This is a genomic window from Sanguibacter keddieii DSM 10542, from assembly GCF_000024925.1.
Classification (GTDB): Bacteria; Actinomycetota; Actinomycetes; order Actinomycetales; family Cellulomonadaceae; genus Sanguibacter; species Sanguibacter keddieii.
The window spans coordinates 3,320,352-3,336,832 of sequence record NC_013521.1 but is presented as its reverse complement, the minus strand read 5'-3'; the positions used below and the strand labels follow the sequence as shown (position 1 = coordinate 3,336,832).

The window sequence follows — 16,481 nt, the reverse complement described above, 5'->3', positions numbered from 1 at the left end:
ATCTCTCAGGCGTCGGCCTCCTCCAGGAGGCCGCGCTCGCGGAGCCGTGCCGCGTCGGCGCGTCCCTCGATCCGTCGGGTCACGGCCTTCATCACCTCGACGAGCAGGAACACGACGAGCGCGAGCCCGATCGTGCGGATCCACTCGGTCGCGCCGATCGGCGCGGAGTCGAACCACGAGTTCATGAACGGCGCGTAGGTGAACAGGACCTGCAGTGCCAGCAGCGCACCCGTCGCGATCCACACGACCGGGTTGCCGCGCAGCACCCGGAAGGTCAGGCTCGACTGCCCGATGAACCGGCAGTTGAACAGGTAGGCGAGCTGCCCCAGGGCCAGCATGGTCACCGCAGTGGTCTGGGCCTCGGCGTTCGTGGCACCGGCGTTGCGCTCGAGGAAGAACACCAGCAGCGTCGCCGCACCGATGAGGACCGACACGACCACCACGTAGCGCAGCGACGAGCGGGAGATCACCGAGCCGCCAGGTCCGCGCGGAGGCCGCGACATGATGCCGTCCTCGGCGGGCTCGTAGGCGAGGGCCAGCGACAGCGTCACGGCCGTGACGAGGTTGACCCAGAGGATCTGCACCGGCGCCAGGGGCAGGGCCAGCCCGAAGAGCACCGCCACGAGGATGACGAGCGACTGCGCGCCGTTGGTCGGCAGCAGGAACACGACGGACTTGCGGATGTTGTCGTAGATCCGCCGCCCCTCCTCGATGGCCCGCTCGATCGTCGCGAAGTTGTCGTCCGCGAGGACGATCTCGGCGGCCTCCTTGGTGGCCTCGGTGCCCTTGATGCCCATGGCGATGCCGATGTCGGCTCGCGTGAGCGCCGGGGCGTCGTTCACGCCGTCGCCGGTCATGGCGACCACCTCGCCGTGCGACTGGAGCGCACGGACGATCCGGATCTTGTGCTCCGGGCTGGTCCGCGCGAACACGTCGACGTCCTGGACGCGGGTGCGCAGCTCCTCCTGACTCATGGCCTCGAGCTCGGCCCCGGTGAGCGCACGGGCCTCGTCGGTGCCCTTGACGATCCCCAGCTCGCGGGCGATCGCGACCGCGGTGCCGACGTGGTCGCCGGTGATCATCTTCACGCGGATCCCGGCCCGGTGGCAGTCCTCGATGGCCTTGATGGCCTCGGGCCGCGGCGGGTCGACGATGCCGACCAGGCCGAGGAACACCAGCCCGCCCTCGACGTCGTCGGTGCTCAGCGTCGTGGCGCCCTCGTCGGCCGAGCGCTCGGCGGCGGCGAGCACGCGCAGGCCCTGGCCGCCCAGGTCGTCGATGGTCGACTCCCAGAGGTCACGGTCGATCGGCACGGGTGTCCCGTCCGGGCCACGCTGGTGCGTGCAGCGGTCGAGGAGCCGGTCGGGCGCGCCGACCATGTGCACCAGGGTGCGTCCGTCGGCCACGCGGTCGAGGGTCGCCATGTACTTGGTCGACGACTCGAAGGGCAGCACGGACAGGCGCTCGACGCCGGAGAGGTCGACCTCCGCCTTGCGGCCGAGGGTCGCGATGGCCCCCTCGGTCGGCTGCCCGACCACCTGCCAGCGACCGTCCTGCTCGACGACCCGGGCGTCGTTGCAGGCTGCTGCGGCCTCCACGAGGGCGCGCAGGTCGGGGTGCGAGGCCAGGGGCGCGTCGGCCTCGTCGCGGGTGACGCGCCCCTCGGGCGCGTACCCCAGGCCCTCGACGGAGTAGGTCGCGTCGGCGGTGACGACGGTGCGCGCCGTCATCTCGTTCTTGGTGAGCGTGCCCGTCTTGTCGGAGCAGATCGTCGTGACCGACCCGAGCGCCTCGACCGCCGTGAGCTTGCGGGTGATCGCCTTGCGTCGCGCCATCTGCTGCACGCCGAGGGCGAGGGTCACGGTGACGAGCGCCGGGAGGCCCTCGGGGACCGCGGCGACCGCGAACCCGATCGCGGCCGAGACCAGCTCGGGGAGCTCGAAGTCGTGGATGACCCGCCCGATGACGAGCATGAAGGCCGCCATGGCGAGGATGCCCAGCGAGAGCACCTTGCCGAACCTCGCCAGCTGCTTGGACAGCGGCGTCTCGAGGTGGTCGACCTCGCCGATCATCGTCTGGATGCGCCCGATCTCGGTGTCGGCACCGGTCGCGGTCACGACGCCCACGCCCTGGCCGACGGCGACGATGGTGCCCGAGTACAGCATGGTCGACCGGTCGCCGATGCCGGCGTCGGCGCCGACGGCGTCGAGCTGCTTGGCGGCCGGGACGGACTCGCCGGTCAGCGCGGCCTCCTCGACCTGGAGGTTCGTGGCCTCCAGGAGCCTCAGGTCCGCCGGGACACGGTCGCCGGACCGGACCCGGACGACGTCGCCGGGGACGAGCTCCTCGGAGTCGACGACCTTCCACTCCCCGTCGCGCCGCGCCTGGGCGTCGAGGGAGAGCATGGTGCGGATGCCGTCGAGGGCCTTCTCCGCCTGCCCCTCCTGGAGGAACCCGACGGCGGCGTTGATGACGGCGACCGCGAGGATGACCGAGAAGTCGATCCAGTCGCCGAGGATCGCCTTGAGCACGGCGGAGGCCAGCAGGATGTAGATGAGGATGTCGTCGAAGTGACCGAGCAGCCGGCGGATCGCGCTGGTCTTGGGTGGGGCGGGGAGCTTGTTCGGGCCGGAAGCCTCGAGGCGACGCGCGGCGTCGTCGGCCGTGAGACCGTCCGCCCGCGCGTCGAGGTCGTCGAGCACCTCCTGGCCGGGCAGGGCGTAGGGGAGGCGCTCCTGGACGGTCTGCCCAGGGATCGTGCGAGACGCAGCGGACGAGGTCGACATGTCACCACCTGACTAGTTCGAGATGTACCTCGACGATCCTCCCACGGCGAATCGTCCCATCTCTAGGACCGGGAGTAGGCCCATCATCCCGCGGCTCGCGCCCGCTGTCTCGGCGGGGCCTCGCGCAGACGACACAGCCCCCGACCGCTCCAGAGGAGCTGTCGGGGGCTGCGTCGTCTCAGGGATGACCTGCGTGTCACCCGGTGTTCTGGAGGCCTGCGGCGATCCCGTTGACCGACAGCAGGAGCAGACGCTGCAGCTGGGGCACCTGGTCCTCGGGAGCGCCCTTGCGCAGCGCGCGCAGCGCCCGCAGCTGGATCAGCGAGAGGGCGTCGACGTACGGGCTGCGCAGCTGGACGGCGCGTCCGAGCACGTGGAGGTTGCCGAGCATCGTCGTCTTGCCGGTGATCTTGAGGACCCACTCGCGGGTCACGGCCATCTCGTCGAGCACGAGCGTCGCGAGGTCGTCACGGTCGCCCAGGGCGAGGTAGCGCTCGGCGATCCGCACGTCGGTCTTGGCGAGCGACATCTCGACGTTGTCGATCATGGTCGAGAACAGCGGCCACTGCTCGTAGGCCGTCTTCAGCTCGTCGAGGTCGCCCACGGCCGCCAGGGCGGTGCCGAGACCGAACCAGCCGGTGAGGTTGATGCGGGCCTGCGTCCACGCGAACACCCAGGGGATGGCTCGGAGGTCGTCGAGGGAGTTGACCGACAGCCCACGCTTGGCGGGTCGCGAGCCGAGCGGCAGCAGCCCGATCTCCTCCTGCGGGGTCACCTGCGCGAACCACGCCGGGAAGCCCTCGGCGTGCACGAGCTCGAAGAACCGCTTGCGGGAGACCGTGTCGAGCGTCGCCGCGACGTCGGTGAAGCGCTCTGCGGCCTGCGCGTTGCGGTCGCCGACCGACGGCATCGACTGCAGGAGCGTCGCCGCGGCGACCTGCTCGATGTGACGCGTCGCGATGGTCGGGTCGCCGTAGCGTGCGGCGATGACCTCGCCCTGCTCGGTGAGCTTGAACCGTCCGTCGACCGAGCCCGGGGGCTGGGCCAGCACGGCGCGGTTCGCCGGGCCGCCGCCACGGCCGAGAGCACCACCGCGGCCGTGGAACAGGGTCAGCGTGACGTCTGCGGCCTGTGCCCAGGCCGCGATCTTGTCCTGCGCCTCGTAGAGCGCGAGGGTCGCGGACACCGGGCCGACGTCCTTGGAGGAGTCGGAGTACCCGAGCATGACCTCGAGACGCCGGTCGGTCGCCGCCAGGCGCTCGACCACGAGCGGGTTCTCGACGTACTCGGCGAGCACCCCGGGTGCGGCCTGCAGGTCCGCGAAGGTCTCGAAGAGCGGCACGACGTCGAGCACGGGCGTGTGCTCGGGCCCGCCGAGCGCGTGCGCCGCGAGCGTGTAGACGTTGCCGAGGTCCTCGGCGCTCGTCGTGAACGACACGACGTAGCGGCGGGCCGCGGCCACGCCGTGGCGCTTCTGGATCGCGGCGATCGCCCGGAAGGTGTCGAGCACCTCGACCGCGCGCTCGCTGAGCCCGGGGCCGTCCGCGCCGTGCTCGGCGATCTCCGCGAGGGTCTCGCGGTGCACCTGGGAGTGCTGTCGCACCTCGAGCTCGGCGAGGTGGAAGCCGAAGGTCTGCACCTGCCAGATGAACTTCTGCAGGTCCGAGTACGCGACGCGGCGGGCGCCTGCCGCGACGAGCGAGTCCTGGATGGTCTGGAGGTCCGCGAGCAGGTCCTCGGCCGTGGGGTAGGCGAGGTCGGCGTCCCGGCGACGCGTGGCGCGCAGCCGCTCGGCGACGACCAGGAGGGTCCGGCGGTGCGGCTCGTTGGGGGAGCGGCTCGAGATGTCCGCGGTGATCTCCGGCGCCAGCTGGCGCTGCGCGAGCCACAGCTGGTCGAGGGCCTCCGAGGCCGGCGTCGTGGTGGCGTCGAGGGTCATGGTTCGGCCCACGCGCTCGGCCACGTTCTCGAGCGCGATGAGCACGTGCTCGCTCGCGATCGCCGCCGCGGTGCGGGTGATCGACGCGGTGACGTTCGGGTTGCCGTCGCGGTCGCCGCCGATCCAGGTGCCGAGCCGCACGAAGGGCGGCGCCACGGGCGTCGAGATCCCGGGCTCGTCGCGGTTCACCCAGCTGTCGAGCCGGCGGTAGACCTCGGGCAGGACCCGGAAGAGGGTCTCGTCGAAGACGCCCATCGCGGTGCGCACCTCGTCGAGCGGCGAGGGCTTGGTGGTGCGCAGCGGCGAGGTGCGCCACAGGCCGTCGATCTCGGCCAGCAGCTGGTCGGTGTTCTCCAGGCGGGACACCCCGGCGAGCGAGGAGTCGTCACGGGCGGCGAGCAGCGTGGTGATCCGGCGGATCGACGCGGCGATGGCGCGTCGTCGCGCCTCGGTCGGGTGGGCGGTGAAGACGGGGCGGAACTCGAGACCGGCCAGCCGGCGGCGGGTCTCGTCCGGCCCGAGCTCGGCCTCGAGGCGGTTCAGCGCGTCGGGCAGGTAGTCCTGAGCCTGCGCCTCGGCGGGCGAGACCTCGGCCTCGTGCTGGTGCACCACGCGCACGCGGTGGTGCTCCTCGGCGAGGTTGACGAGGTGGAAGTAGCAGCTGAAGGCGCGGGCGACCTCTTCGGCGCGCTCGGGGCTGAAGGTGTCGACGAGGGTCTCGGCCTCGTCGATCGCACCGGACTCCGGCGAGGTCCTCGCTTTGATGACGAGCCCGCGGAGCCGCTCGACGTCGTCGAGCAGATCGGGTCCGCCGGCCTCGCGGAGGATGGTGCCGAGCAGGTCGCCGAGGAGGCGGACGTCGGCGCGGAGCTTCTCCGGCATCTCGTCCCGCGCGTCGTCCCGGTCGTCGGGGGTGGCCTCGTGGAGGTCGTTCGACGAGGCGTTCTGGAGGTCAGTCACCGGTCAAGGCTAACCGCGGTCGTCCTGGTGGGCGCTCCGTCTCGTCTGGTGGGCTCCCGCGTAGGCTGTCGGCTGTGATCATCGCAACCCACAACGGCAAGTTCCACGCGGACGACGTGTTCGGCGTCGCCCTCCTCACCCAGCTGTTCCCGGACGCCGAGGTGGTCCGCACCCGCGACCCCGAGGTCCTCGCGACGGCCGACGTCGTGCTCGACGTCGGCGGTGTCTACGACGTCGAGACCCGCCGGTTCGACCACCACCAGCTGAGCTCGGGTGCGCGGGACAACGGCATCCTCTACTCGGCCTTCGGCCTGCTGTGGCAGCACTACGGCAAGGAGTACTGCGGCGACGACGCCGTGTGGCAGAAGATCGACTCCCGCCTCGTCCAGGCCATCGACGCCGTCGACAACGGGCAGGACCTCTACGCCGTGAGCGACTTCGGCGCGGCGCCCCTCGACGTGTCCGAGGTGCTCGGCCTGTTCAACCCGCTCGGCGACGACGAGGACTTCGACTCGCAGTTCCAGGTCGCCGTCGCCCTCGCGACGACGCTGCTGCAGCGCTACAGGCTCAAGTACGAGACGTCGATCGCGGCAGAGCGCACGTTCCTCGACGCCTACGCCGCCAGCCCGAAGAAGACCTACGTCGTCCTCGAGAAGTTCGTGCCGCACGGCGGCATCGCGACCAAGCAGTCGAAGCTGCTCTTCACGGTCTTCCCCGGCGCCACCGGGCACTGGACCATCCAGACGGTCCGCCCCGAGTCGTCGCAGTTCGGGTCCCGCAAGGAGCTCCCGGAGTCCTGGCGCGGTCTCAACGGCGCCGAGCTCGCCGAGGTCACCGGTGTCCCGGACGCGGTGTTCTGCCACAAGGCAGGGTTCATCGCCGCGGCCGAGACCCGTGAGGGTGCCCTCGAGATGCTGCGGCAGGCCCTCGCGGCCTGAGCCCAGCACCCCCGACGCGTATGACAGAGCCCCTCACCTGCCGCGGCAGGTGAGGGGCTCTGTGGTGCTCTGTCGTGCTTCTTCGTGCTCGACCGGCGGGTGCCGGTCTGTGCCGTCCGGTGACGTCAGCTGTGCTCGGGCTCCGAGCTGACCGACCGGTGCGCCTCGTGCGCCTTGGCGATGAGCTCCTGGAGCTCGGCGTCCTCGGTGTACATGTCGGCGTACTTGGGCTCGATCTTCTGCAGCCTGCTCTCGGTCTCCTGGAGGTCGACGTAGAGACGGTGACGCTCGGCCGGGTCCGTCGTATACGACAGGTCCACGTAGTGCGCCGCGTCGCGACGGGCGCCGTTGACGAGGTTCTGCACCTTGCCCTTGCCGGACATGAGCGAGGCGACGACGGTGACCGCGAGGACACCGACGATGACCGTGAGGGACAGCGGGGTGCTGACCTCGAAGACGTCCACGTGCTCGCCACCGTTGATGAACGGCAGGTTGTTCTCGTGCAGCGCGTGCAGCACGAGCTTGACGCCGATGAACCCGAGGATCGCGGCGAGGCCGTACGACAGGTAGATGAGCCGGTCGAGGAGACCGTCCACCAGGAAGTACAGCTGGCGCAGACCCATGAGCGAGAACGCCGTCGCGGTGAACACGATGAAGGTGTTCTGCGTGAGGCCGAAGATCGCCGGGATCGAGTCGAGCGCGAACAGGATGTCCGTACCACCGATGGCGACCATGACCAGCAGCATCGGCGTGAGGGCGCGCTTGCCGTTGTGGATGGTGAAGAGCTTGTCGCCGTCGTACTCGTCCGTCGTGTGGAACAGGCGCTTGGCCAGGCGGATGATGAAGTTGTTGGCCTCGTCGCCCTCACCCTCGCCCTCGGGCTTGAGCAGCTTCACGGCGGTGAAGATGAGGAACAGGCCGAAGAGGTAGAACAGCGCGGAGAAGCGGTTGATGAGCGCGACACCCACGAAGATGAACGCGGTCCGGGCGATGAGCGAGAAGACGATGCCGAAGAGCAGCACCTTCTGCTGGTCGGCACGCGGCACCTTGAAGCTCGCCATGATGATGAGGAAGACGAACAGGTTGTCGACCGAGAGTGCCTTCTCCGTGATGTAGCCGGCGAAGTACTCGGACCCCATCTGCGAGCCCCCGAAGACGAGGACGCCGACGCCGAACAGGAGCGCGAGCCCGACGTAGATCGACGACCAGATCGCTGCCTCACGCAGCGTCGGGATGTGTGCCTTGCGGACGTGGAAGATGAAGTCGAACGCCAGGAGACCGACGATCAGAACGATCGTCAGACCCCAGACGAGCCCAGAGACCTCCATGTGGGTCCTTTCCGAGGATGCGGGCCGAGGTGGTGCCGTTCACCACCTACCGACCTGAGTGCATGATGACTGAACGTCACGCGCACCCAGGAGGTTCCCATACTTTCCGGGGAGTTTTCCCCGTCTCACGTGGCGGGCAGCCGGGGGTCTCCGTCGGCGCAGGTCAGCGGCCGACGAAGTCCTCCCGCTGGTTGAGGTTGTCCACGACCCTGGGGTCGTCCGCGTCGGCCCTGACCAGGCTCGTCGCGCTCTCGACGAGCCGTTCGAGGGTCCCGGTGCCCCAGAGCCTCGCCGTCTGGCCCGAGGGCAGGTTCCAGGTGAGGGTGCCCGCGCTCGGTCCGCCGTTGTCGACGTACAGGCCCGGCGTGCCTCCGAGGTCGACGACACGGACACCCTGCGGGTCGGCACCCGGACCGAGGTAGGTGCCGACAGAGACCGTCGCCTCCCAGGGGATCGAGGGCCGCAGCTCGAGGAAGAGCGCGTCGCCGGTCCGCTCTGTCACCGCGTCCTCGGTGTACGACAGGTCCACGAGCACCGCGGGGCCACGGGGCTCCTCGCCCAGGTCGACGCGGTCGAAGCCGTCCACGGACTGCGGCAGAGCGTCCGTCGTCCCCGTCGTCTCCACGATCTCGGCGATCTCCCGCACCGTCGACTCGTCGACGCCGGACGAGGTGATCTGCCACTGCGCGTCGCCGTGCTCCCAGTCCACCTGCCACGACTCGTGGCCGGTGTACCGGAGCAGCGCATCGGCGCCGCCGACGGTGATCTCCGAGACGTCGTCGCCCCCGTCGGACACCGGGCCCGTGTAGCGCGGCCAGAAGGTGATCGCTCCCGTCAGCGCCTGCGTGGCCGGGTCGATCTCCACGTAGGCGGCGCCGGGCCACCCCTGGTAGGAGTAGGTGCTGTACTGCGAGGTGGTGCAGCCGTTGGTCTGCACGGCGTCGACGCGGAACAGCGGGAGGTCTTCTGAACCGAGGAACCACGCTGCACCCGCGGCCTCCTGCGGTGTCGCGTCGCGGACGGAGCACTCTCCGGAGGGCACCACGAGGATGGACACACCGCTCGCGACCGCGACCGGTGCCGGGGCGTCCTCGGCGGAGAGCTGGCTGTAGCCGATGCCAGCCACCGCCGCGACAGCCGCGACAGCGCCTGCAGCCGCGAGCCTGGTGGGCCAGGTCGCCCGCAGACGGCGCATCGTGTCGTGCTCGGCCTGGGGGTCGGCGACGTCCTGCGGACCGGCGGTGATCCTCTGGAGCAGCGCCCGGGCCTGCGGGCTGTCCGCGGAGGCGCCGCCGCGCTCGGGATCGGCGTCGTGTGCCTCGACGAGGAGGAAGAGCGGGTCAGCGTGCTTCACGGGACATCTCCTTGGTCTGGCGGGCGGGTCCGTCTGCGCTGGAGGCTGCGCGGGCCTCGATGTCGAGGAAGGTGCGGAGCGCACGCCGGGCACGGACGAGCCGCACCGAGAACGCGCTCCGAGAGCACCCGAGCACCTGGGCGGCCTCCGCACCGGTGAGCCCGTCGTGGGTGACGAGCGCGATCGCCTCCTGGTGCGTGGCGCTCAGGCGCTGCCAGGCGGCGACGAGGTCCAGGGTGTCGGCGATCCCGTCGGAGTGGTCGGGGGTCGGACCGGAGGGCCGTGACGCGATCCGCACCGACAGCGCCGCCCGGCGGGCGTGCCCGCGCTGCGCGGTGAGCAGGGTGTGGCGGGCGACCCCGTAGAGCCATGGGCGTGGTTCGTCCGGCACGTCGTCGAGCCGGCGCCACACCGTCGTGAAGACGTCGGCGACGACGTCCTCCGCCGAGGCGTCGGGCAGCCGCCGTCGGACGAAGCCGAGGACCGCCCCGTAGTGGGCGTGGTAGAGCGCCGTGAAGGCGCGATGGTCCGGTCGATCCATGGGGTCCCCTGCGGTCGTGGTGGGTGTCTCACCCTGGATATCGCCGGCTCGCGCGGTTCTGCTACATCTCCGTCTGCCCGACCTCCGCCAGCCGGCGCGCCTCGAGGAGCACGTCGTCGACCATCTGCGGGGTCAGGCGCCCCGTGCTCGTGTTGTGCGGGCTCACGTGGAAGCAGCCGAGGAGCGTGAGGTCACGGCCGTCGGGGTGCTCGAGCCGCACCTGCACGCCGTGCCCGAAGCGCGGCCGCGGACGCGGCACCGACCATCCCTGGTCACGCAGCGTGGCGAGCAGCGCCACCCAGCCGAAGCCGCCGAGCACCACGGCGACCCGGACGGTGCCGGCGAGCAGCTCGAGCTCGCGGCCCAGGTAGGGGGAGCACCGACGACGCTCGTCGGGGGTGGGCTTGTTGTCCGGAGGCACGCAGTGCACAGGGGCGACGACCCGCGCACCGGTGAGGACGAGCCCGTCGTCGCGGGACACCGCCGTCGGCTGCGACGCGAAGCCGGTGCGGTGCATCGCGGCGTAGAGCACCTCGCCGCTGCGGTCGCCGGTGAACATCCGGCCCGTCCGGTTGCTGCCGTGTGCCGCCGGCGCGAGCCCGACCACCAGGACGCCTGCCTGCTCGTCGCCGAGGCTCGGCACACCCCGACCCCAGTACGTCTGGTCGCGGAAGGCGGCCCGGCGCTCGTCCGAGACCTGCTCGCGGAAGGCCACGAGCCGCGGGCAGGCGGTGCAGCCCTCTACCAGCCGGTCGACCTCGAGCAGGGAGCGGGCGCCCGCGGCGAGGTCAGGGCCGGCGTCGCCCGGCCACGTGGGGCGGGGGAGCCGACCCCCGCCTCCGGTGGGCTCGCCCGTGCTCATGCCCGGGACTGCTCCGCGGGCCCCTCGACCCACCGGTCGACCTGCGCCAGCAGCCCACGCTGCGTGGACTCGGCGGCCAGGCTCGCCCGGATCGAGGACCGCGCGAGGTCAGCCAGCTCGAGGTCGGAGAACCCGTGCACGTCCCGGGCGCTCTCGTATTGGGCGACCAGCCGCGACCTGAACAGCAGCGGGTCGTCGGCGCCGAGGGCGACCCGGGCGCCGGCGTCCACGAGGGTGCGCAGCGGTACCTGTGCGTCGTCGGCGTAGACCCCGAGGGAGACGTTCGACGCCGGGCACACCTCGAGCGAGACGTCCTGGGCGACGATGCGGTCGAGCACCCGCGCGTCCTCGCCCGCCCGCACGCCGTGACCGAGACGGTCGGGCTGCAGCGCGTCGAGCACCTCGGTCACGTGCCCGGGGCCGAGGAGCTCGCCGCCGTGCGGGACCGACGCCAGCCCGGCCTTGCGCGCGATGCGGAACGCCGGCGCGAAGGCGCTCGTGTCGCCTCGACGCTCGTCGTTGCTCAGGCCGAAGCCGATGACCTCGCCCGCACCGTCGCCCGCGTGCAGCGCGGCGAGCCGCGCGAGGATGCGCGCGTCGAGGGGGTGGCGCATGCGTGACGACGCGACGATGACGCCCACCTCCACCCCGGTGGTGGCGCTCGCGGACCGTGCCTCGTCCAGGACGATCTCGAGCGCGGGCGTGATCCCGCCGACGAACGGCGCGTACGACGTGGGGTCGACCTGGATCTCGAGGCGGCCCGAGCCCTCGGAGGCGTCGTCCTCGGCCGCCTCGCGGATGATGCGCCGCATGTCGGACTCGGTGCGCACGCAGGCGCGCGCCGCGTCGTACAGGCGCTGGAACCGGAACCAGCCGCGCTCGTTCGCCGGGACGCGCAACGGGTCCAGGTCGAGGAGAGCCCCTGGCAGGCGGATCCCGTGCGACTCGGCGAGCTCGGCCAGGGTCGACTGCCGCATCGAGCCGGTGAAGTGCAGGTGCAGGTGGGCCTTGGGCAGCGTCGCCAGGTCGCGTCTCGCGCCGTCAGGCCGTGCTCGGGCCTCGTCGGCGGACGCGCCGCCGGGTGAGGCGGGGCCTGCGGAGGGGGGAGTGCGGTGACCGGAGGTCTCGGGCTGCTGCGTCGGGTCAGGCATCTGTGGATTCTGCCAGGTCGGAGGAGCCGCAGGGGACTTCCGGCCCACGGCAGGCGGGTCGGCCTGGACCACGATGGGAGGTGCGGGCAGCCTCTGCCCGGCACGACGGCTGGCCGGACCGACCGGCCGCCGACCGGCTCAGGCCGAGAGACACGAGGGAGAGCCAGATGCGAGTCTTGGTGAGTGCAGCGTCGAAGCACGGGTCCACCCGGGAGATCGCCGCGGTGGTCGCCCAGGCACTCGAGTCGGCAGGGATCGCCTGCGACGTCGTCGAGCCGGCCGACGTCGCGACCGCGACCGGCTACGACGCCGTGGTCGTCGGGTCCGCCGTGTACATCGGCCAGTGGCTCCCGGACGCGCGCGACCTCGTCGACCGCCTCGCCGAGCAGCTGCGCGAGGTCCCCGTGTGGCTGTTCTCCTCCGGCCTGGCCGACCAGCCGAGCAAGCGCGGCAACTCCGCCCCGGCGACCACGGCCCGGGTCGAGTCCCTCGGTGCGCGAGGGCACCGGCACTTCCCCGGCAAGCTCGACGTGCTCCAGCTGAGCCTCGCCGAGCGCGCCACCATCCTCGCGGCGCGGGGGAAGTACGGAGACAACCGCGACATGGACGCGGTCCGGGCGTGGGGCGAGGGCATCGCCGCCGAGCTCGTGGCCGAGCCGGCACGGACGGCCTGAGATCCGCACGGCCTGAGGGCCCGGGGCGTACCGCCCGTCACACCTGCCCGAGCAGGCCGCGGTCCGTCGCCACGGTGACGGCGTGCGTCCGGTCGTTGACGCCCAGCTTGCCGAAGGCCCGGATGAGGTGCGTCTTCACGGTCGTCTCGGAGATGAACAGCTCGTGCCCGACGGCCGCGTTGCTCAGCCCGCGCGCGACCGCGCGCAGCACCTCGACCTCGCGCGGGGTGAGCCTGTCGGCACGGGAGCCGACCTGGCTCACCAGCCGGGTCGCGACCGACGGTGTGAGCACCGTCTGCCCCCGGGCGGCCTCGCGGATCCCGGCGACGAGCTCGGCCCGCGGGGTGTCCTTGAGCAGGTAGCCGGTGGCCCCCGCCTCGACGGCCCGCAGGATCTCGCCGTCCGTCTCGTAGGTCGTCAGCACCACCACGCGCACCGTCCCCGGGAGCGCCACGATCTCCCGGGTGGCCCCGACCCCGTCGAGGACGGGCATCCGCAGGTCGGTGATGACGACGTCGGGCGACAGGGTGCGGGCGAGGTCGACCGCCTGGCGGCCGTCCTCGGCCTCGCCCACCACCTCGATGTCGCTCTCGACGCCGAGCATCCCGACGATGCCCGCGCGGACGACGGGGTGGTCGTCCGCGACCACGACCCTGACGGTGGGGCGCTCGGGCTCGCTCGGGGCGCCTGCTCGCGTGCTGGGCTCCTGGTCGGGACGCGGGCTCTGCGGTGTGCTGGTCATCCGAGCCTCCTGGGCGCGTGGTCGGTGCTCGTCGGGACACGCGCGACGACCCGCGTGCCGATGCGCTCGCCGCCCGGACGGTCTGGGGCTGGACGTGGGTCGCGGGCCAGGGCAGGGGCCGACGCGTCCTCGACCCGCACGCTGCCGCCCGACGCGGTGACGCGCTCGCGCATGCCCCGCAGCCCGAATCCTTCCACGGACGACGGGTGCAGCCCCGTCCCGTCGTCGGTCACCGTGACGACGGCCTCGGACGAGGTGGTCTCGAGCGTCACGCTCACGCGCGACGCCCCGGAGTGCCGGCGGACGTTCGAGAGCGACTCCTGCACGGTCCGCAGGAGCACCACCTCGACGGGGGACGGCAGCTCCGCTGGTCCTGTGCAGCGCGTGACGACCTCGATCCCGGTCTCCTCCGTGAGCCGTGCGCCCAGGCGCTCGATCGCCTCGGGGAGGCTCGAGCCTGCGAGCGGTGCGGGGGACGAGGCCGAGACCAGCGAGCGGGCCTCGGCGAGGTTCTCCCGCGCGGTGCGCTCGATGAGCTCGAGGCGTCGGGCCACCTGCTCGTCGTCACCGCGCTGCGCCTCGGCCGACGCGGTCTGGGCGAGCATGACGATGCTCGTGAAGCCCTGGGCCAGGGTGTCGTGGATCTCGCGCGCGACGCGCTCGCGCTCGGCGGCGACCCCCGCGGCGTGCTGCGTCCGCCCGAGCTCGGCCCGGGTCGCCTGCAGCGACTCGAGCAGCGCGGCACGCTGGACGCCCTGCCGCAGGATCCAGTGCAGCCACAACCCCATGAGCATGCTGAAGGCCAGACCCAGGGCCATCTGGAAGACGGTGGCCCACGAGCCCTCGCCGATGTCGCGGAGCCGCGCGAGCAGCGCGAGCGTCGACGCGACCGCGAGCAGCGCGCTCAGCCACGCCCCCACCCGGATGCTCGGCGTGAGGAGCCAGACCTGGGAGTAGGCGACGAACAGCAGCATGGTCCCGAGCGGGTCGAGAGAGGTGACCACGCAGGTGACGACCACGAGCAGGGCCAGGTAGGCCCAGGCGGCACCGTCGGGACCGTGGTGCAGGCTCCGGGCCGCGGCCCGCTGCCCGAAGGTCGCGTAGGCGACCACGAGCACCCCCAGGGCCACGAGGGAGGGGATGCTCCGCGACGCGAGGCGGTCGTCGCTCACGACGATGGCCGCCGCGGTGAAGCCGGTGAGCAGGTAGAAGGCGACGTGCCAGAAGGTCAGGACGCGGTCCCAGGCGCGGGCGTCGACGTCGACGGCAGTGAGCGGGCCGGGGGGCTCTGGCACTGTCGCTGCGTCGTCCAGACGGCCCCGGTCGACCGCGGCGCGGTCAGCCGTCGTCACGACGACGCCACCGGAACGTGCGGACGGCCACGACGAGCCCGAGGATCAGCCATGCCCCCAGGATGACGGCTGTCGGGCCGTGCTGCCAGGACCCCGACACCTCGCCGGCCTCGGCGCCGTCCGGCAGGAACACCGACCGCATGCCCTGGGCCATCCACTTGAGCGGGAACACCTCCGCGAACCGCTGCATCCAACCGGGCAGGTCGGAGAAGACGAAGAACACCCCCGAGGTGAACTGCAGCACCAGCACGACCGGGATCACCACGGCGCTCACCGACCTCCCGGAGCGCGGGACGGACGAGAACGCGATGCCGCACACCGTGCCGACCGACGTGCCGAGCACGAACACCCACGCGAAGGTGAGCCACGCGCCAGGCGCCGTCGGCATCGGGATCCCGAAGCCCAGGGCCGCGACCGCGAGCAGGAGCGCCGTCTGGACCACCGAGACCACGAGCACCTGACCGATCTTGCCCAGGAAGAACGCGACCGGGGGCAGAGGCGTCGCCCGGACGCGCTTGAGCGTGCCGTCGTCCCGCTCGACCGCGAGCGAGGTCGCGAGCGACTGGAAGCTCGTCAGCATGATGCCTGTCGCGAGCATCCCGGGCAGGAAGTACTGCGCGAAGGACACCGCCGCGTCGCCCGAGCCGCCCGCCGTGGCGCCGTCCTGGCCGAAGACGCTCGCGAAGATCCCGAGCATGAGGATCGGGTAGGCGAAGACGAAGACGAGCGCGTCGCGCTCGCGGGAGAACTGGGTCAGCTCGAGGCGGGTGCGCCACAGGCCCAGCCGCAGCAGGCCGGGGAGCGGTCTGCGGGTGGTCGTCGTCGTCCCGGGTGCTCCGGTCATGACGTCATCTCCTCGGGAGAGTGCTGGGTGAGCGGGGTGTGCTGGGCCGTCTGGGTCGCGGCGCCGGTCTGTGCCGACACGAGCTCGAGGTAGACGTCCTCGAGCGTCGGGGTCTCCACCCGCAGGCCCGGGACCTCACCGTCGGCGCCCCCGAGGCGTCCGGCGAGGTGCGTCACGAGCGCCGTCGGCGTCGAGGTCCGCTCGCTGCGGTCCGTACCGTCCTGCGTCCAGTGCACGACGGGGCGCCTCGCCTCGGCCCCGCCGAGCGTGGCGGGCGGGCCCTCCGCGACCACGCGGCCGCCGGCCACGACCACCACGCGGTCCGCGAGGGCCGCCGCCTCGTCGAGGTAGTGGGTGGTGAGCAGCATCGTGGTCCCGCCGGCCCGCAGGGACCGGACCACCTCCCAGAAGGACCGGCGGGCCTGCGGGTCGAAGCCGGTCGTGGGCTCGTCGAGGAACAGCAGCTCGGGGGAGCCGACGATGCCCAGCGCCACGTCGAGGCGCCGACGCTGGCCGCCGGAGAGCGCCCGCACCCGGACCCCCGCCTTCGCGTCGAGACCGACGGCGGTGATCACCTCGTCCGGGTCGCGCGGTGCCCGGTAGTACCGGGCGAAGTGCCGGACCATCTCGCGCGCTGTGAGCTCGGGCAGGTCGTCGGAGTCCTGCAGCACCACGCCGATCCTGTCCCGCCACCCCCGGCCCGCGCCGGCCGGGTCCGCCCCGAGGACGCGGACCGTGCCGGAGTCGGCCCGGCGGAAGCCCTCGAGGATCTCGACGGTCGTGGTCTTCCCCGCGCCGTTGGGGCCCAGGACGGCGACGATCTCGCCGTGGTCGACGTGCAGGTCGAGCCCGTCGACGGCCTGGTGCGCGCCGTAGCGCTTGCGCAGGCCGGTGACCTCGACGGCTCGGGTGCGGGGCGGGGGAGCGGTGGTGGACATGTCTCGAGCCTGGACGGTCGAGGGGGCGCGCACCAGAGTCGGGTCGGACGATCCTGGGGTCCTCCGACCGGA

The 16,481-nt window shown here is 72.1% G+C and carries 13 protein-coding genes; 2 read left to right on the top strand and 11 right to left on the bottom strand.

The genetic code is table 11. From position 1 onward, the window contains the following. Window positions 1–5 precede the first annotated feature (5 nt). The gene (locus SKED_RS14740) at window positions 6–2,786 is read right to left on the bottom strand and encodes a cation-translocating P-type ATPase (RefSeq protein ID WP_012867972.1); all 2,781 of its coding nucleotides are present in this window, start codon (window positions 2,784–2,786) and stop codon (window positions 6–8) included. Between the two features lie 196 nt (window positions 2,787–2,982). Beyond that, window positions 2,983–5,607 carry a phosphoenolpyruvate carboxylase gene (locus SKED_RS14735; RefSeq protein ID WP_081448101.1) on the bottom strand — a complete coding sequence of 875 codons (2,625 nt, stop codon included), beginning with the start codon at window positions 5,605–5,607 and terminating at the stop codon, window positions 2,983–2,985. 152 nt (window positions 5,608–5,759) lie between these two features. Here SKED_RS14735 and SKED_RS14730 point away from each other — a divergent pair, with 152 nt between their 5' ends. Then, a complete protein-coding gene (locus tag SKED_RS14730; protein ID WP_012867970.1) occupies window positions 5,760–6,623 on the top strand; it encodes an MYG1 family protein in 864 nt (287 codons plus the stop codon). Window positions 6,624–6,748: 125 nt separating this feature from the next. On the opposite strand, the gene SKED_RS14725 is transcribed toward SKED_RS14730, so the two are convergent. The 5 genes from SKED_RS14725 to SKED_RS14705 form a co-directional block, all read right to left on the bottom strand. Beyond that, a complete protein-coding gene (locus SKED_RS14725) occupies window positions 6,749–7,951 on the bottom strand; it encodes a TerC family protein (RefSeq protein WP_012867969.1) in 1,203 nt (400 codons plus the stop codon). A gap of 163 nt (window positions 7,952–8,114) precedes the next feature. Then, the gene (locus SKED_RS14720; protein ID WP_012867968.1) at window positions 8,115–9,305 is read right to left on the bottom strand and encodes a hypothetical protein; all 1,191 of its coding nucleotides are present in this window, start codon (window positions 9,303–9,305) and stop codon (window positions 8,115–8,117) included. Further along, window positions 9,292–9,846 (bottom strand): RNA polymerase sigma factor, encoded by a 555-nt coding sequence (locus SKED_RS14715; protein WP_012867967.1) that lies wholly within the window; start codon window positions 9,844–9,846, stop codon window positions 9,292–9,294. Before SKED_RS14715 ends, SKED_RS14720 begins: the two co-directional genes overlap by 14 nt. Before the next feature lie 61 nt (window positions 9,847–9,907). Beyond that, window positions 9,908–10,708, bottom strand: a complete 801-nt coding sequence (locus SKED_RS14710; protein ID WP_012867966.1) for a uracil-DNA glycosylase — start codon at window positions 10,706–10,708, stop codon at window positions 9,908–9,910. Continuing rightward, window positions 10,705–11,859: an adenosine deaminase gene (locus tag SKED_RS14705; RefSeq protein WP_012867965.1), complete on the bottom strand. Its 1,155-nt coding sequence runs from the start codon at window positions 11,857–11,859 to the stop codon at window positions 10,705–10,707. The genes SKED_RS14710 and SKED_RS14705 overlap by 4 nt, the downstream gene beginning before the upstream one ends. 167 nt (window positions 11,860–12,026) lie before the next feature. On the opposite strand from SKED_RS14705, the gene SKED_RS14700 reads away from it, so the two are divergent. Further along, the gene (locus tag SKED_RS14700; protein ID WP_042438106.1) at window positions 12,027–12,533 is read left to right on the top strand and encodes a flavodoxin domain-containing protein; all 507 of its coding nucleotides are present in this window, start codon (window positions 12,027–12,029) and stop codon (window positions 12,531–12,533) included. 37 nt (window positions 12,534–12,570) lie between these two features. Here the strand turns inward: SKED_RS14700 and SKED_RS14695 are convergent, their stop codons facing one another. The 4 genes from SKED_RS14695 to SKED_RS14680 are packed head-to-tail and all read right to left on the bottom strand — an operon-like array spanning window position 12,571 to window position 16,409. After that, window positions 12,571–13,275 (bottom strand): response regulator transcription factor, encoded by a 705-nt coding sequence (locus tag SKED_RS14695; RefSeq protein ID WP_012867963.1) that lies wholly within the window; start codon window positions 13,273–13,275, stop codon window positions 12,571–12,573. Beyond that, the gene (locus SKED_RS14690; RefSeq protein ID WP_042439383.1) at window positions 13,272–14,570 is read right to left on the bottom strand and encodes a sensor histidine kinase; all 1,299 of its coding nucleotides are present in this window, start codon (window positions 14,568–14,570) and stop codon (window positions 13,272–13,274) included. Before SKED_RS14690 ends, SKED_RS14695 begins: the two co-directional genes overlap by 4 nt. Window positions 14,571–14,613: 43 nt before the next feature. Next, window positions 14,614–15,471 carry an ABC transporter permease gene (locus tag SKED_RS14685; protein ID WP_012867961.1) on the bottom strand — a complete coding sequence of 286 codons (858 nt, stop codon included), beginning with the start codon at window positions 15,469–15,471 and terminating at the stop codon, window positions 14,614–14,616. Next, window positions 15,468–16,409 (bottom strand): ABC transporter ATP-binding protein, encoded by a 942-nt coding sequence (locus tag SKED_RS14680; RefSeq protein ID WP_012867960.1) that lies wholly within the window; start codon window positions 16,407–16,409, stop codon window positions 15,468–15,470. The genes SKED_RS14685 and SKED_RS14680 overlap by 4 nt, the downstream gene beginning before the upstream one ends. Window positions 16,410–16,481: the final 72 nt, after the last annotated feature.

What these genes read in the sequence shown, in the direction of transcription:
- SKED_RS14725 (WP_012867969.1), bottom strand. Translation starts at nt 7,951, where the DNA reads ATGGAGGTCTCTGGGCTCGTCTGGGGTCTGACGATCGTTCTGATCGTC.
- SKED_RS14685 (WP_012867961.1), bottom strand. Translation starts at nt 15,471, where the DNA reads ATGACCGGAGCACCCGGGACGACGACGACCACCCGCAGACCGCTCCCC.
- SKED_RS14735 (WP_081448101.1), bottom strand. Translation starts at nt 5,607, where the DNA reads ATGCCGGAGAAGCTCCGCGCCGACGTCCGCCTCCTCGGCGACCTGCTC.
- SKED_RS14740 (WP_012867972.1), bottom strand. Translation starts at nt 2,786, where the DNA reads ATGTCGACCTCGTCCGCTGCGTCTCGCACGATCCCTGGGCAGACCGTC.
- SKED_RS14715 (WP_012867967.1), bottom strand. Translation starts at nt 9,846, where the DNA reads ATGGATCGACCGGACCATCGCGCCTTCACGGCGCTCTACCACGCCCAC.
- SKED_RS14710 (WP_012867966.1), bottom strand. Translation starts at nt 10,708, where the DNA reads ATGAGCACGGGCGAGCCCACCGGAGGCGGGGGTCGGCTCCCCCGCCCC.
- SKED_RS14700 (WP_042438106.1), top strand. Translation starts at nt 12,027, where the DNA reads ATGCGAGTCTTGGTGAGTGCAGCGTCGAAGCACGGGTCCACCCGGGAG.
- SKED_RS14705 (WP_012867965.1), bottom strand. Translation starts at nt 11,859, where the DNA reads ATGCCTGACCCGACGCAGCAGCCCGAGACCTCCGGTCACCGCACTCCC.
- SKED_RS14680 (WP_012867960.1), bottom strand. Translation starts at nt 16,409, where the DNA reads ATGTCCACCACCGCTCCCCCGCCCCGCACCCGAGCCGTCGAGGTCACC.
- SKED_RS14695 (WP_012867963.1), bottom strand. Translation starts at nt 13,275, where the DNA reads ATGACCAGCACACCGCAGAGCCCGCGTCCCGACCAGGAGCCCAGCACG.